Origin of the sequence: Streptococcus marmotae, from assembly GCF_001623565.1 — a bacterium.
GTDB classification, from domain to species: domain Bacteria; phylum Bacillota; class Bacilli; order Lactobacillales; family Streptococcaceae; genus Streptococcus; species Streptococcus marmotae.
In genome coordinates this window covers 1245970-1261485 of record NZ_CP015196.1, presented here as the reverse complement: position 1 = coordinate 1261485, position 15516 = coordinate 1245970, and the positions used below count along the sequence as shown (strand labels likewise).

The following is a 15516-nucleotide window of genomic DNA, read 5'->3' as shown; positions in this document are numbered from 1 at the left end:
TCAGAAATAATGTTCTGAGGATTTTTCTATTGTTCTGTTGACCTGGTTTCTTAGCTAATCTCGGTCTCGGTAGCCAACAGAAAAATGATTGTTGATACTAGAAAACAAAGAATGAGGAAGTAAGAGAAGTCGCTTTTTTGAAATAATGGCTTTCTTCTCATTCCTTTCTTTATTTCGCTTCAAATCCTTCTGCTACAGCTTCTGGGAAGTTGGCTTCAAGAATGGTAGCACAGTGGTCGCAGACTGTTGCAAGGTGCGGATTTGCATGTGTACCGACACTTGTATCAAGGCGGCGGCAACGTTCACAGACTTCTCCTGCTGCCCGTTCAACTGTAAAGGCTACATCTTCAAAGGCTACACTAGCTGCTGGTGCTGCTCCTTCTGCAATCGTCACTTGAGATACGATGAGGAGTTGCGCTACATCACTATTAATAGCCTCTAATAGTGCTTTTGTTGCCTCATCAGGATAGATCATCAAGTGTGCTTCGAGCGATTTACCGATTACTTTTTCAGCACGTGCTTCTTCCAAAGCTTTTTGCGCTTTGCCACGGAAATCCATAAAGGCTGACCAAGTATCCAAAATTTCAGCTTGATGATCAAAGGTTTGTGCTTCTGGCAATTCAGCTAATTGGACAAAGTCTTCTGCTTCATGCTCCAGGTAAGACCAGATTTCTTCTGCCGTATGTGGTAAGATTGGCGTCAAGAGATTGGTCAATTTCACAAGCATATCATAGAAAACAGTTTGCATTTGACGGCGTTCCAATGATTTTGCTCCTTCGATATAGACGACATCTTTGGCGAAATCAAGGTAGAAGGCTGACAAATCAACCGTCACAAAGTTCACAATTGTCTTGTAAATATCCAAGAATTTGAAATCCGCATAGGCTTCACGAATGCTTGACACGATTTGATTAAAGCGAATGGTCATGTATTTATCCACAGAACGCAATTCGTCATACGAAACAGTATCTGCTGCTGGAACAAAATCAGACGTATTGGCAATCAAGAAACGAAGGGTATTACGAATCTTCCGATAGGTTTCTGAAACTTGGCTCAAAATATCCATTGAAATCCGCACATCGTTACTAGTATCAACACTCGTTACCCAGAGACGCAGGATTTCTGCTCCGAATTGTTTTTCGACATCACTTGGCAAGATGGTATTCCCAAGAGATTTGGACATTTTCTCCCCTTTTCCATCCAAGACAAATCCTTGTGACAAGATTTGCTTGTAAGGTGCAACACCATTTGCAGCTACTGAGGTAATCAATGAGGAGTTAAACCAACCACGGTATTGGTCAGATCCTTCTAAATACAAGTCAGCTGGGTAGCTCAATTCTGGGCGGGTATTTACGACCCCATTCCATGATGAACCAGAGTCAAACCAAACATCCATAATGTCTGTTTCCTTGGTAAACTGACCATTTGGAGAAGCTGGATGAGTAAAGCCTGCTGGCAAGAGATCCTTGGCCTCACGCTCCCACCAGATAATCGAACCGTGCTCAGCAAAGAGCTCTGCGACATGTTCAATCGTTTCTTCTGTCATGATTGGTGTTCCGTCTTCCGCATAGAAGATTGGAAGAGGCACACCCCACGCACGTTGACGAGAAATCACCCAATCACCACGGTCACGAATCATATTGTACAGACGAACCTTGCCCCATTCTGAATGGAAGGTTACTTTTTCGATTTCATCAAGAATTTCCTGACGGAATTTTGATACAGAGGCAAACCACTGCGGTACAGCACGCCAGATGATTGGTTTTTTGGTCCGCCAGTCAAATGGGTAGGAGTGAGAGATTTCTTCTTGGGCAAGCAGTAGATTGCCAAGTTTTTCAATAACAGTTGGAACAACTTTTTCATAGAATTGACCTTCAAAGTCTGGACCAGCATTTTCTGTCATAAGCCCCCGCTCGTTGACAGTCACAGCCACTTCCAAGCCATATTTAATCCCAACATTGTAGTCATCCTCACCAAATCCTGGTGCCGTATGGACAACCCCTGTACCTGAATCAAGGGTAACATGGTCACCATTCATGACCAACTCATCATGCTCCACATCCCATGGGTGTTCCGTCACAATTCGGTCTAATTCTTGCCCCTTATAGCTGGCAACAACTTGTGGATTTTCCCAACCAAAGCGCTCTGCTAAGCTAGGCAGTAATTCCCCAGCCACAAGGAATTTACGGTCGTCATTTGCAGGTTTCACCACTACGTATTCAAAATCAGGGCCGACTGTCAATCCACGAGAAGCTGTAATCGTAAATGGTGTCGTTGTCCAAACGACGATATAGGTATCTGTATCCAAGATTCCTTTACCGTCTTTGACACGGTTGGCATAGTAGAGGGAAGTAGATACCAAGTCATGGTATTCGATTTCTGCTTCTGCTAGAGCTGACTCAGAGGACCATGACCAATAGACGGGCTTAGCTCCGCGATAGATGTAGCCTTTCTTAGCCATTTCACCAAAGACACGGATTTGTGCTGCTTCATAATCGGGTGTCAAGGTAACATAAGGATTGTCCCAATCTCCAGATACACCCAAGCGTTTGAAATCCTCCCGTTGCTTATCGACTTGACTGAGGGCGTAGTCACGGCACATCTTGAGGTAGTCAACCAAGTCCATTTCCTTGCGTTTCACTCCTTGCTTGGCCAAGACTTGCTCGATTGGCAAACCATGCGTATCCCAACCTGGAATGTAGGGTGCATAGAAACCAGACATGGATTTTGAGCGCACAATGATGTCTTTTGAAATCTTGTTCAGGGCATGTCCGACGTGGATATTTCCATTGGCATAAGGAGGCCCATCATGCAAGACAAAGTGCGGTTTACCTTCGTTTAATGCTTGACGTTTTTGGTAAAGTTCTGCCTCTTCCCATTCTTTTTGCCAAACTGGTTCTTTAGTTGGCAAGCCTGCACGCATTGGAAAAGCTGTTTTTCCAAGATTCAAAGTATCTTTTAATTTCATAAGTTCTCCTTTATTTGATGTCTAATTTCATTACTATTTCATTCTTAGATAGACCTACAGAATGAAACCCCAACCGTTCTAATATGCTTCGCATACGATGATTACCGACAACATAGCTTACCAAAACATGACGGCAAGTCGGATCTGCCTTTGCTCGTCGAATGACCCATTTCAGAGCCTCTTTGCCATAGCCTAGATTCTGATAGGTTTGGTCAATCATCAAGCGCCAAATCAAGTATTCCTGCTTCTCTTTGCATAACAAGAGAAACCCAACCACCTTATCTCCTGCAAGAACCGCTAAGGGCTCAACCGGATCCTTATCTCGATAGAGCCAAGCCTGAGCTAGCGAATAGAGATTGGAAGCCAGACGGCGCTCATCTTTAGGGCTGACCGATAGCTCAATAACGGCTTCAAATGTTGTCTCATCTACTAATGCTAATCTAATCATCTGCAACACACATTCTTTTTGATCCCTCTCCACATATCCTATTCTGATGTCGTTCACTCACCTTGCTCGCTTTCTCTTCTAGCTTAACTTCCTTACTAACACTCAATGAAAATCAACCTCTTGCTAGGTTCCACAATTGAGAATTGTGGAAGGCGATTGGTAAAACTAGCGTAGCTTGTGTCCTAAAAACTGAAGGTAGAACTAGAGTTCAGTAAGATGAGTGAACGACGTCAGATGTTGATTTTTGACGAGGATTACTCACTGCAACAGCATCTTATTTAGCTCACTTCATTCGCTCACCACGGGCTATTCCACTCCCTATTGGTGTCATTTGGTGAAGCGCAAGTAGATACTGATATTTTAGAGTATGACAATAAAAAAACTCCCGCCAAAAAGGACGAAAGCTCGTGGTACCACCTTAGTTCAGATAGGCAAAATGCCCATCCCTTCTGTTGCTCGTTAACGGGAGCAAGCCGTTTTCCCCTACTTTGTTCAAGGAAAATCCTATAGAATGATAATAAGATACAAAGGGAGTGCAGGTCTTCCACCATCACCTACTCGCTAAAACTATTTCTATCTTACCGTATTTCTACTACTCTTCACTATTAAAATCAATTGAAACGCCCAGTGAATTTTGCTGATTCCAAGCTTCTGCTTGTTCTAGCGCCTCTGCTTGTTGGGCTAGCTCAGCCATTTCTTCGGCTGAAAGCTGGCGTGTCATATCAAGGTCTTCTTCAACGACTTCCACTTTTTCACCCAAGGCATTTTCTAATACTTCACGAAAAGCCTCATCGCTTGTTTGGAGATAAGAGGCTGTCGGACGAAGGATTTCTTCCCATTCTGGTGAATCAATCAATGACAGCTGACTCTCAACAGTTGACTTCAAACGCTGATGGAAGACACGTGTTTTATTTTTTAATTCTTCTGTCTCAACAGCTACCTTCTTCGCATTGTCAGTTGCCAATCGGAGAATTTCATTTGCCTTATTGCGAGCTTCATTGACCAAGGCTTGTGCATCGTATTCTGCTTGTTTGGCAATATTAGAAGCCTGATCGTTCGCAGCAATCTTCACTTTTTCAGCCGTATCTTGTGCCAAAATGACCGATTGACTGAGCGACTCTTTTAACTCATCAAAGTAGGCAAGTCGATCTTTTAGAGTTCTAATTTCCATTTCTTGCTCATGATTTCTACGCACCAACTCTTCGTAGTCATCTGTCACAATATCTAAAAACTCGTCTACTTCTTCTGGGTCATATCCTCTGAATTTTGTACCAAATGTTTTATCTTTTAGTTCTAATGATGTAAGCACCATGTCTCCCTACTTTCTAATGACTTCTATCTCTAATTTCAATTTACCTTGTTTTGAATAGCCGACTAATTCGTTGATACAGACTCGTCCGTACCCTCGAACACTAATCAATTGGCCAATGTCAACCTCGTGCCCTGCTTGAGCAATCGGCTGATAATCTAGTTTGACCTGTCTTGCTTCAATTAACTTACTTGCACTTGTCCGTGATAGCTGAAAAGCAACAGAAATCAACTTATCCAAACGCAAACTAGACACTAAAATCTGCTTTTGTTGAGCTTCTTGCTTTTTCAGTTTGCTAACGACTTCCCATTCCCGCTCCTTCCACGAAACAGGGGTGCGTCCTATCTTAGCAACCTCCGACTGTAAGAGCGGGAGAAACTTCCTATCCAACACTACAAAAGTTTGGTCTTCACCTACCAGAATATCTCCTACATATTCTCGCTTAATCCCTAAACGATGTAGGAGAGTCCCTAAAATCTGTGAATGTGTCACCTCATGATACTTTCTTGGATACAGTACTTCCACTACTGCTAACTCGAAATGCGCTACATCCAGTTGATAATAGTCTGGTGCTATAATGCCACGAGAAAACTCTGTTTCCAACTCTTCCTGACTAGAAAAATAAACAAGTTGAAAATGTGCTGCGATAGAAGCTGCAATTTGATTCTGTCTAGGATTTAAAAAACGTGTCAACCGATACGAATAGGTCGTATCGACTTGCTGGCACAAATCAATCATCTGCTCAACGAATTCTTTTTCGTCTTTTGAAAAATGTTGAAATAACTGCTTCATTTTTCACACACCTTATAAAAATAAGGGAAGCAAATCAATCAGTAAGCGTTCCAATACATTCAATAAGATGGCCACAACCACAATTGTCCAATCAAGACCAAAAAAATGTAACTTCAGCTTACGAAAAGGAGTCAATACTGGCTGAGCAAGCCAAGATAAGGTCCGCCCGATAAAGGTATCGTATAAGTCCGGTACCCAACTCAAAATGGCATAACCAAATAATATATAGGAATAAATCTCAAGTGCTTTCAGCAGTATAAAAATCACAACCGCCATAGGCTCCTACCGTTTCATATCAAAATCAAACTGTGCTTCCTGACCATGGTTGAAATTCGACGAACGAAGTTCCTCGATGTTCACCATGACATTCACAGGAGTCAGCAACCACATAGTATTAGAGACTTTTTTCAAATTTCCTGCCACAACAGAACGAGCACCATCTAAGTAATCGAGACAGCGACGAGCTTGCGTTTCTGACATATACTGAAAATCAATCAAAATACTGGCATTGTCCAACAGAAGATTGACGATTTCCGGTGCATCTTCATATTTCTTGGGAAACTTAATATCAATCGTTGTCTTCTCAGTTTGTTTGTCTCCTATTGAAGAGACTTCTTGCCGACGCGGTGTCGGTTGCGAGACACTCTCTTTTGAAGTGGCTTGATGAGAACGACTAAACTGCGACGAAGGAGTTTCTACCTCTCTGGTCGGTGCCACCCTCAGCTTCGGTGCTTCACTTGACACTTCATATTCCTCTTGCTCTGAAGCATCATCTACTTCAAAATAATTAATAATGTTTTTAAATGTATCTTTAAAAGCCACGTTTCTCTTCCTTACTTAAAAAATGCTGTTCCGATACGGATAAAGGTTGCTCCACACTGAATCGCTTCCTCAAAATCACCACTCATTCCCATGCTTAATTCTGTAAAGGGCATATGAGGTAGGTGACGATTGGCCAGCTCTTGTTGCAGAGCTTGCGCCGCTGAAAAAATCTGCACTAACTCTGTCTGACTGGCTTCAAAGGGTGCCATGGTCATCAAACCAACTACTTCCACCTTGTCCAGCAAAAGGAGCTCCTCTAGCACTGCATCTATTTCTTCAACTAGAAAACCGTGCTTGCTTGCTTCCTTTGATATATTCACTTGAAGGAAACATTTAATCGGCTTTTCCGCACGTTTTTGAATTTCCTGTGCTAATTTAATAGAGTCTAACGCATGAAAATAATCAACATAGTTGATAACGTCTTTTACTTTTCTTCTCTGCAAACTTCCAATCAAGTGCCAAGTCAGTTTTTCATCAGCTAAAGCATGGTATTTCTCAAGGAATTTATCCACCCGATTTTCACCGATATGCTCAATACCTGTTTTTACCAGTTCTTTAGCAATAGAGCTGTCAACATATTTGGTGACAGCTATAATATTGACTAAATCTTGAGAACGATGCGCATTTTTCTTAGCCAACTCAACAGCAGTAAAGATGGCATCTTTATTATGTTGAAATGTCATTTTAACGATTTCTAAAGAATGGTGGAGTATCTAACTCATCTTCTTCATCATCCATCGAAAATTTCTCGACTGAAACAGTTGAATGGTTCGTTGGTTCCGCTGGACGAAGAATATTTTCTCGACGCAAATCCCATTCACCAAAGGCTGAAGCTTTTGGTGTCTCTGTATAAGATGATGTAGGATTATCATAATGAGTTGTTTTTGGACGACTTGCTGGTGCATAATCTACCCGGGAGCGAGTTGTTTTTTCAGCTCCCTCTTGCCGAACACCTGTAGCAACTACTGTCACGCGGATTTCATCCTTCATTGTTTCATCAATTGATGTTCCAAGCCAGATATTGACACCCTGACCAGCGGCTTGATGAACAATTTCAGACGCTTCTTCAGCCTCTGTCAAGGTCATATCATATCCACCAGTTACATTGACAATGACATCGTCAGCTCCATCAATGGTTGTTTCAAGAAGTGGGGAATAAATCGCTTTGCGAGCTGCTTCAATGACACGCTCTTCTCCAGAACCAATACCGATTCCCATAAGGGCGTTCCCTTTGTTTTCCATAACGGTCTTCACATCTGCAAAGTCCAAGTTAATCAAACCAGGATTGGTAATTAAATCTGTAATCCCTTGTACCCCTTGACGAAGGACATTATCCGCTTCGCTAAGAGCTTCGAGAAGTGGCGTTTTCTTATCTACAATTTCAAGAAGATTGTTGTTTGAGATAATCAATAGCGTATCAACCTGCTCACGAAGACCTTCTATTCCTTCAACCGCAAAAGTTCCGCGTTTGTTTCCTTCAAAACCAAATGGACGAGTCACAACAGCAACTGTCAAGGCGCCCAAGTCTTTTGCGATACGAGCGATAACTGGGGCAGCTCCTGTACCAGATCCACCACCCATACCTGCGGTGATGAAGACCATGTCGGCACCTGTCAATACATTGGTCAAGGCTTCTTCGCTTTCTTCAGCAGCTTTACGGCCAACTTCAGGTTGACCTCCAGCACCGAGTCCACGAGTCAATTTTGGTCCCAACTGAATAACAGTCTCTGCCTTTGAACTGCTGAGCGCTTGTACATCTGTGTTTGCAGCGATAAATTCAACCCCTGAAACACCTTCTTCAATCATACGGTTGATGGCGTTACCACCACCTCCACCAACACCAATAACTTTAATGACAGCGCCATGAGCTGCTGCTGCTTCAAATGAAAATGTCATAGTTTATTCCCTTTTCTCTTTTCTTATTCAAACATGCTTCCGAACAAACCACGAATGCGATCCGTAATTTTCGCCTTTGGCTCATCTTGTTCCACTTCTTCTGAGTAAGGAACAAAACTTCTATCTTCCACTGGTTCACTGCTTGTTTCTGGCACAACTTCCCGCTGAACTGGCTGAACGCTTGGACGGACTCTTGGTAAATCCATTGGGATTTCCACCGGTTTTTGACGAAGAGTGGCTTCTCCATTTACAGCTGCTTGTGCAATCATTTCTACTTCATCCAAGTTTCCGACATATTCGACAATACTAATAACTTGGGCAAAGGCTGGATTACGAATACCGATTTGATTTGGTACATACAATTTCGTATTGACACCAAATACTTCCTGAGCAAGTTCGGTAATTCCTGGGAGAACTGCTACACCACCAACTAAAACAATTCCTCCTGGTAAATCCAAGGCACGTGTACGCTCCAATTCTTGACGAACTCGTGCAAAGATTTGACGAAGGCGTGCCGAAATCACTTCAGAAAGGTAGCGTTCTGTTACCTCAACTGGAGAAGACTCTCCGATGACCTCAACCATAAATTTCTCTTTTTCAGTTGCTTCTTGTGGATAGGCAATGCCATAGTTAAATTTTAGATTCTCCGCAATACTTTGAGAAGTTGTCAATACCTTAGAGATATCTTTGGTGATGTAATCACCACCTTCTTGGTAGACTTTGGCATCTTTCAATTCCTGACCGCGCATCACCGCAAAAGTTGTCTGTCCGCCACCAAGGTCTATCACAATTGCTCCAAACTCTTTTTCGCCCTCGTTTAAAACTGATCGAGTAAGGGCAAGCGATGAAATAACAACATTCTCAACTTGAACACCTGCTCGTTCTACTGTTTTGCGAAGATTATATAAAATCGTACGTGGTCCAGTATACAGCATTCCACGCATCTCTAAACGAATCCCCATCATACCACGAGGATCTTTAATCCCATGGAATCCGTCCACTACAAATTCTTCTGGTATAAAGGAAATCACTTCACGTTCTGGTGTCATACTTTTTGTCAGAGCTGATTTTACAACATTTTGAACATCTACATCTGTAATTTCTTGAGAATCTGTTGTAACAGGAATCATCCCTTGAGTAGGCTCCATCTGCAATTGATTTGCTGGCAGGGCAACATTGACCTTGTCAATCCGAATACCTGCTTTTTCCTCCGCTTGGGCAATCGCTGTCTTGATTGCGTTGGCCGCTACATCAATATTTACAATGATTCCATCTTTTACGCCTGAGCTTTTGACATTGCTCACGCCAATCACATTCATCTCGCCTTCAACATACTCAGCCACCAAGACTTTAACGGAGCTTGTACCGATATCTAATCCCGTAAAAAAGCCATTTCTAGCCATCCCATCAGTCCTCTCTTACTTCTCAAACTTTAAAGAATTTTTATTTCAAGTTTTTTTAAATATAATTATTCACTCTTCATTATACCATACAATATTAGAAAATGGTCACTAGAAAAGCTTTTTTCTTTTATTTTTTCTAAATAGCATAACTGAAAATACCAACTTCCATGTCAATCATACTTGGAACAGAAAGTTGCTCCGCTATTTTAGAATAGTAGGGCAATTTTCGTTTAATTTCAGATAGCGGTATCAAGACTTTATGCCCATCGTACATCGTCAGTGTCAGCAAATCTGCAGTCGATTTGCTCGGTGTTAGGTCTACTGATTGGATATTTCTTGTAATAGCCTGATCAATAGTTGCTAATTGCAGGGCAAGTTCTTTTACCAAGCCGTGATCCTTCAAGTTAATCAAGGTATGTTCTTCAGGTAGTTCTTCCTCAGCAATCGCTATTTCTGAAATAGTACCACTAGTTAACACCAGTCTGTACGCATTTTTTTCTTTTAAGTAACCGACTTCCTCGTATTCTTCAACCTCAATCGTAAAACGATTAGGGAACTGAAAGGCAATCGTATTTGACTTGACTAGATTACTGCTATTTTTGATATTCTGCTCAATCTGTTTCTTAGATAAAAGAGTCGTCAAGGCATAGTCTCTAGCTGAAATCTGACTATAGGTCAGGATATCTTTTGCTGTCAAGCGCTTGGTGCCAACTACATCTATCCTTTTCTCCTTGCTCAAGGGGCTAATAAAATAACTGGATAGGAGGATTCCTGCCAAAGCCAGCAATAGAATGAGGAGGCTTTTTAAAACAGCCTCTCTCGGAATAGGAACACGAACCTTTTTCGTATGGGTGTCCACATCCTGTGCAGATGAAGCGGAACTTTCTTTCTTAGTGTGAGGCGAAAAACTAGCTTTTCGTGCCTTTTTTTTCAATTTGCTGATATCAGATTCCGTTTTCTCTGAATCTGAAGTAGACGAGGCTGTCTCTTCAGCGTCTCCCTCTTTTTGACTCACCAAATAAGCCTGATGCCGTTCCTTCCATTGGACCAGAAAATCACTTTCTTTTTCGGTATCAGGTGCTTGCTCTTTTTCTTCGATTTCCACCTCTTCTTGAGGAGTTTCCTTGACTTCTTCCAAAGAATCCTTTTCCGTCATTTTATACCTTTCTATCTATATCGGCTTGTAAGAGCTGATAAAAATGGTCAATGGTTTGAATCTCGCTTGAATCAACCATTCGCTTTATATAACTGTCTTTTTCTTGGAATAATTGTTCAACAACCGTCACTAGGCTGTCCACTGTTAATTGGCTTTCATCTAACTGTTTTGCATAGCCTTTTTCTTCAAAATAACGAGCATTTTCGATCTGATCCCCACGGCTTGCTTGACGCCCTAGTGGGACAATTAGGTGAAGTTTTTGCATGGCAACTAATTCAAAAATCGTATTTGATCCGCCACGAGTAATCACTAGATCTGCCTCATTCATCAGGGGTTGATATAAATCTGTCACATATTCTACTCGATACAGTCTTGGTGCCAGTTGATTGAGACTGCTATCTCCTGTCAAATTGATAATATTATACCGTTCTGTCAAAGCTTCCTTGTGTTGGCTAATGAGGTCATTAAAGACCTTGGCACCGCCTGACCCGCCAACGAAAAGCAGGGTTGGGAGGTGCTCATCAAATTGACTAAGGATTTCTGGTAGTTGAATGGGGGTCACATTGGTAGCAGGTGCAACTTTGGTCACAGCTCCTACATGCTTGACCTTTGCTAAATCAGCACTTTGTTCAAAGGTACTGTACATAGTGGTCGCGAATTTATAGGCAATTTTATTGGCCAAGCCCATTGATAAGTCTGACTCGTGAATAAAAACTGGAATGCCAAGTACACGCGCTGCAATCACTGGCGGAACAGACACAAAACCACCCTTTGAAAAAAGGGCCTGGGGACGAATAGAGAGTAAAATGGCAATAGATTGCACAATTCCCCAGACGACTTTAAAGACATCTAAGAGATTTTGCCAGGAAAAATACCTGCGCAACTTTCCTGTCGCAATTCCATGAAACTGAATATCCATTCCTGATTGAATGATTTGTTGATACTCAATTCCCTTGCGGTCGCCAATGTAATGGACTTCCCATCCGTCCTTGAGAAATCGTGGAATCAACAGAAGATTCAAGGTCACATGTCCGACCGTTCCACCTCCTGTAAAGACTATTTTTTTCATATCTTATTTCTTCCCCTTCAATTCCTCGATAGTAGCTAAGAAGCTATCTCCGCGGACTTCAAAATTGGCATACATATCCCAGCTCGCGTTGGCAGGACTAAGCAGGACAACATCTCCTGCTGTAGCCATTTGATAGGCCTTGCGCGTTGCTTCTGCTACATCTTGTGCATCTGTATACGGAACACCTGCTTGTTCTGCTGCCCGTTTCACACGAGGAGCTGATTCGCCTAAGATGACCATGTGCTTTAAGCCCAATAAATCTGGTACTAATTCATCAAATTCATTCCCACGGTCAAGACCCCCCGCAATCAAAATGACCTTGCTATTGTCAAAACCAGACAAGGCTTTTTGGGTCGCTAAAATATTGGTTGATTTACTGTCATTATAGAAGGTTACTCCTTCAAGCTGGCCAGCATGTTGCAAACGGTGTTTCACACCGCCAAAGGCTGATAGGGCTTCTTTAATCGCTTGATTATCAATTCCCATGAGTTTAGCAACTGCGATGGTCGTAAGGGCATTTTCCACATTATGACTACCTGGAACACCCATTTCTGTAGCAGCCATAATCTGCTCACCTTTAAAATAGAGCTGACCGTCTATCAGATAAGCACCATCAACAACCTCTTGAGTCGAAATGGGAATAACCTGTGCCTTAGTTTGTTTAGCAAGAGAACTGGCAATTTCCTGATTCATATTGAGCACAACAAAATCGTCTGCTGTCATTTGCTCTTGAATCCGCCATTTGGCCGCCACATACTCTTCGAACGAACCATGATAGTCAATATGGGTCGGCATTAGATTCGTGATAACTGCGATATGGGGACGAAATGCTTCTATTCCCATGAGTTGGAAAGAGGATAATTCCATAACCAAGACATCATTTGCTGTCGCTTCTTGGGCAACAGATGAAGCTGGAAAACCAATATTTCCACAGAGTTTGGCAGACTGTTGACCGTGATTAAGAACTTCTGCAATCATGGTTGTTGTTGTTGTTTTACCGTTTGAACCTGTAATGCCGATAATTGGGGCTTCTGAAACAAGATAAGCCAACTCCACTTCTGTCCAAACTGGAATGCCTTTTTGAAGGGCTTGAGCTACCATGGGATTGTCATAACGAATCCCTGGATTTTTCACAACAAGGGCGAAGTCTTCTTCCAATAACTCCAAGGGATGACTACCACAAATCACCCGAATACCTGCTTCTAATAGGGCTTGAGCTGTCGGATTTTCCTCAAATGGTTTGCCGTCATTGACAGTGACAATTGCACCTAATCTGTCCAACAAACGCGCTGCTGCCTCACCTGATTTGGCAAGTCCTAGCACTAAAACTTTTTTATTTTCAAATTCTTTTATCTGATGCATCTTGATACCATACTTTCTATACCTAGCCTATCTATTTTACCTTGAATACGTTCCTTTTTCAAGTGAAAGTAAAGGAGGCTAGGGAAAATTCCCCTAGCCTCTGCTGTTTGATCATTTAAAGAGCCTCATACACCTTGTCTACCGATACCGATAGGGTCTTTTCTTTGGCCCTGCTGGTTTGTCTGACCTATCCAAGAAATAGATATCACGCATGGCCCACAGTCCTACGACAACCATACCAATCACCAGCCACATTTCTGGCGGAGATTGCAAAATTTGCAAGAGTCCTAGTAGCAGGGCAATCAGAAGCCCTACGACGAGAAATACTGCTCCCACCACATTCATGGTCCCTTTGATATTGCTCGGTGCTGCAAAAATATAGAACAGTACCAACATAATAGCAACAATCAGATAAAACATAGGCTTAGCCCTCTTCGGCTGCTAATTTTTTCTTCTTAGCGGCTTTGTCACGCTCTGCTTTATTTAAAATTTGTTTGCGTAAACGAATTGATTCTGGTGTGACTTCCATATATTCATCGTCATTCAAGAACTCAAGCGATTCTTCCAAGGTTAAAATACGTGGTGTTTTAATCACCGCTGTTTGGTCCTTGGTTGCTGAACGAACGTTTGTCATAGCCTTAGCCGTTGTGATATTGACTGTCAAGTCATTCTCACGGGAATTTTCCCCAATAATCATTCCCTCATATACTTCTGTACCTGGGTTAACGAAAATTGTTCCACGCTCTTCAATCCGCATGATAGAGTAAGTGGTTGCTTTTCCTGCATCAATTGACACTAAAGCACCGCGGTGACGACCACCGATTTCACCTGGAACGACTGGAAGGTACTGATCAAAGGTATGGTTCATGATTCCGTATCCACGAGTCATTGAAAGGAATTCAGTTGAATAGCCAATCAAGCCACGAGCTGGTACAAGGAATACAAGTCGAGTTTGACCATTTCCTGTCGCCTGCATATCCAACATCTCACCCTTGCGTTCAGATAAACTTTGGATAACAGAACCTTGGTATTCTTCAGGAGTATCGATTTGCACACGCTCAAACGGTTCCATTTTCACACCGTCAACTTCTTTAATAATGACCTCAGGACGTGACACTTGAAGTTCATAACCTTCACGACGCATGGTTTCAATTAAGATAGACAAGTGCAATTCACCACGACCAGATACAGTCCATTTATCTGGTGAATCTGTCGCATCAACACGGAGCGATACGTCTGTCTGCAATTCAGCCAGGAGACGCTCTTCTACCTTACGAGAGGTGATCCATTTTCCTTCGCGACCTGCAAATGGTGAATTATTCACAAGGAAGGTCATCTGAAGGGTTGGCTCATCGATACGAAGCACTGGCAATGGTTCAATGGCATCAGTTGGTGTTACTGTTTCACCAACGAAGATGTCTTCCATACCAGAAACAGCAATTAAATCACCAGCTTTTGCTTCTTGGATTTCCTTACGTTCAAGACCGAAGAAACCAAAAAGTTTTGTCACGCGGAAGTTTTTCGTTGTGCCGTCTAGCTTCGAAAGAGTTACTTGGTCTCCGACTTTTACTGCTCCACGAAAGACGCGTCCGATACCAATACGGCCGACAAAATCATTATAGTCCAAGAGCGATACTTGGAATTGCAAGGGTTCATCTGAGTTGTCTACTGGCGCTGGAATATGTTCGATAATGGTATCAAAAATTGGTGCCATGGTTTCTTCTTGGTCTGCTGGATTGTCTGAAAGTGAAGACGTTCCATTGATTGCTGATGCGTATACAACTGGGAATTCCAATTGGTCATCGTCTGCACCCAACTCAATAAACAGTTCCAAGACTTCATCAACGACTTCTGCTGGACGAGCTGATGGCTTGTCAATCTTATTTACCACAACGATTGGTATCAGGTTTTGCTCCAAGGCTTTTTTCAATACAAAACGCGTTTGTGGCATGGTTCCTTCATAAGCATCGACCACAAGGACAACCCCGTCAACCATTTTCATGATCCGCTCTACTTCTCCACCGAAGTCCGCGTGTCCTGGGGTATCCATGATGTTGATACGAGTGCCGTTATAAGCAACTGCTGTATTTTTTGCAAGAATGGTAATTCCACGTTCTTTTTCAATATCGTTTGAATCCATTGCGCGTTCATCCAATTGCGTACGCTCATCAAGCGTTTGCGATTGTTTTAGCAATTCATCGACCAAGGTGGTTTTTCCATGGTCAACGTGAGCGATGATCGCGACATTACGAATATCATTTCTTAAATTTGTCATATCTGCCTCTACTTTG

The 15516-nt window shown here is 42.4% G+C and carries 14 protein-coding genes; all 14 read right to left on the bottom strand.

What is annotated here, in order from left to right:
- Positions 1-169: 169 nt before the first annotated feature.
- Positions 170-2968, bottom strand: a complete 2799-nt coding sequence (ileS, locus tag A4H00_RS06460; protein WP_067088338.1) for an isoleucine--tRNA ligase — start codon at positions 2966-2968, stop codon at positions 170-172.
- Positions 2969-2978: 10 nt separating this feature from the next.
- On the bottom strand, positions 2979-3416 hold the full coding sequence (locus A4H00_RS06455) for a GNAT family N-acetyltransferase (RefSeq protein ID WP_067088336.1): 438 nt from the start codon (positions 3414-3416) through the stop codon (positions 2979-2981).
- Between the two features lie 592 nt (positions 3417-4008).
- Positions 4009-4728: a DivIVA domain-containing protein gene (locus A4H00_RS06450; RefSeq protein WP_067088334.1), complete on the bottom strand. Its 720-nt coding sequence runs from the start codon at positions 4726-4728 to the stop codon at positions 4009-4011.
- 6 nt (positions 4729-4734) lie between these two features.
- Positions 4735-5517 carry a YlmH family RNA-binding protein gene (locus A4H00_RS06445; RefSeq protein ID WP_067088332.1) on the bottom strand — a complete coding sequence of 261 codons (783 nt, stop codon included), beginning with the start codon at positions 5515-5517 and terminating at the stop codon, positions 4735-4737.
- Positions 5518-5529: 12 nt separating this feature from the next.
- Positions 5530-5793 carry a YggT family protein gene (locus tag A4H00_RS06440; RefSeq protein ID WP_067088330.1) on the bottom strand — a complete coding sequence of 88 codons (264 nt, stop codon included), beginning with the start codon at positions 5791-5793 and terminating at the stop codon, positions 5530-5532.
- Positions 5794-5799: 6 nt separating this feature from the next.
- A complete protein-coding gene (locus A4H00_RS06435) occupies positions 5800-6339 on the bottom strand; it encodes a cell division protein SepF (protein WP_067088328.1) in 540 nt (179 codons plus the stop codon).
- An 11-nt stretch (positions 6340-6350) separates the two neighbouring features.
- The gene (locus tag A4H00_RS06430; RefSeq protein ID WP_067088326.1) at positions 6351-7022 is read right to left on the bottom strand and encodes a YggS family pyridoxal phosphate-dependent enzyme; all 672 of its coding nucleotides are present in this window, start codon (positions 7020-7022) and stop codon (positions 6351-6353) included.
- Position 7023: 1 nt separating this feature from the next.
- Positions 7024-8235 carry a cell division protein FtsZ gene (gene ftsZ / locus A4H00_RS06425; RefSeq protein WP_067088323.1) on the bottom strand — a complete coding sequence of 404 codons (1212 nt, stop codon included), beginning with the start codon at positions 8233-8235 and terminating at the stop codon, positions 7024-7026.
- 23 nt (positions 8236-8258) lie between these two features.
- The gene (gene ftsA, locus A4H00_RS06420; protein WP_067088320.1) at positions 8259-9638 is read right to left on the bottom strand and encodes a cell division protein FtsA; all 1380 of its coding nucleotides are present in this window, start codon (positions 9636-9638) and stop codon (positions 8259-8261) included.
- Positions 9639-9774: 136 nt separating this feature from the next.
- On the bottom strand, positions 9775-10794 hold the full coding sequence (locus A4H00_RS06415) for a cell division protein FtsQ/DivIB (RefSeq protein ID WP_067088316.1): 1020 nt from the start codon (positions 10792-10794) through the stop codon (positions 9775-9777).
- A 1-nt stretch (position 10795) separates the two neighbouring features.
- Positions 10796-11863, bottom strand: coding sequence for a UDP-N-acetylglucosamine--N-acetylmuramyl-(pentapeptide) pyrophosphoryl-undecaprenol N-acetylglucosamine transferase (locus A4H00_RS06410; RefSeq protein WP_067088314.1), 1068 nt, complete (start codon positions 11861-11863; stop codon positions 10796-10798).
- Between the two features lie 3 nt (positions 11864-11866).
- Complete coding sequence (gene murD, locus A4H00_RS06405) at positions 11867-13225, bottom strand: UDP-N-acetylmuramoyl-L-alanine--D-glutamate ligase (RefSeq protein ID WP_067088312.1); 1359 nt, start codon at positions 13223-13225, stop codon at positions 11867-11869.
- 138 nt (positions 13226-13363) lie between these two features.
- The gene (locus A4H00_RS06400) at positions 13364-13645 is read right to left on the bottom strand and encodes a DUF3165 family protein (RefSeq protein WP_067088310.1); all 282 of its coding nucleotides are present in this window, start codon (positions 13643-13645) and stop codon (positions 13364-13366) included.
- Positions 13646-13649: 4 nt separating this feature from the next.
- Positions 13650-15500, bottom strand: coding sequence for a translational GTPase TypA (gene typA, locus A4H00_RS06395; RefSeq protein ID WP_067088308.1), 1851 nt, complete (start codon positions 15498-15500; stop codon positions 13650-13652).
- Positions 15501-15516 lie beyond the last annotated feature (16 nt).

Excerpts from the sequence above, each read along its gene's own strand:
- A4H00_RS06410 (WP_067088314.1), bottom strand. The coding sequence starts at position 11,863 with ATGAAAAAAATAGTCTTTACAGGAGGTGGAACGGTCGGACATGTGACC.
- murD (WP_067088312.1), bottom strand. The coding sequence starts at position 13,225 with ATGCATCAGATAAAAGAATTTGAAAATAAAAAAGTTTTAGTGCTAGGA.
- ftsA (WP_067088320.1), bottom strand. The coding sequence starts at position 9,638 with ATGGCTAGAAATGGCTTTTTTACGGGATTAGATATCGGTACAAGCTCC.
- A4H00_RS06440 (WP_067088330.1), bottom strand. The coding sequence starts at position 5,793 with ATGGCGGTTGTGATTTTTATACTGCTGAAAGCACTTGAGATTTATTCC.
- A4H00_RS06430 (WP_067088326.1), bottom strand. The coding sequence starts at position 7,022 with ATGACATTTCAACATAATAAAGATGCCATCTTTACTGCTGTTGAGTTG.
- ileS (WP_067088338.1), bottom strand. The coding sequence starts at position 2,968 with ATGAAATTAAAAGATACTTTGAATCTTGGAAAAACAGCTTTTCCAATG.
- A4H00_RS06455 (WP_067088336.1), bottom strand. The coding sequence starts at position 3,416 with ATGATTAGATTAGCATTAGTAGATGAGACAACATTTGAAGCCGTTATT.
- typA (WP_067088308.1), bottom strand. The coding sequence starts at position 15,500 with ATGACAAATTTAAGAAATGATATTCGTAATGTCGCGATCATCGCTCAC.
- A4H00_RS06450 (WP_067088334.1), bottom strand. The coding sequence starts at position 4,728 with ATGGTGCTTACATCATTAGAACTAAAAGATAAAACATTTGGTACAAAA.
- A4H00_RS06445 (WP_067088332.1), bottom strand. The coding sequence starts at position 5,517 with ATGAAGCAGTTATTTCAACATTTTTCAAAAGACGAAAAAGAATTCGTT.
- A4H00_RS06415 (WP_067088316.1), bottom strand. The coding sequence starts at position 10,794 with ATGACGGAAAAGGATTCTTTGGAAGAAGTCAAGGAAACTCCTCAAGAA.
- ftsZ (WP_067088323.1), bottom strand. The coding sequence starts at position 8,235 with ATGACATTTTCATTTGAAGCAGCAGCAGCTCATGGCGCTGTCATTAAA.
- A4H00_RS06400 (WP_067088310.1), bottom strand. The coding sequence starts at position 13,645 with ATGTTTTATCTGATTGTTGCTATTATGTTGGTACTGTTCTATATTTTT.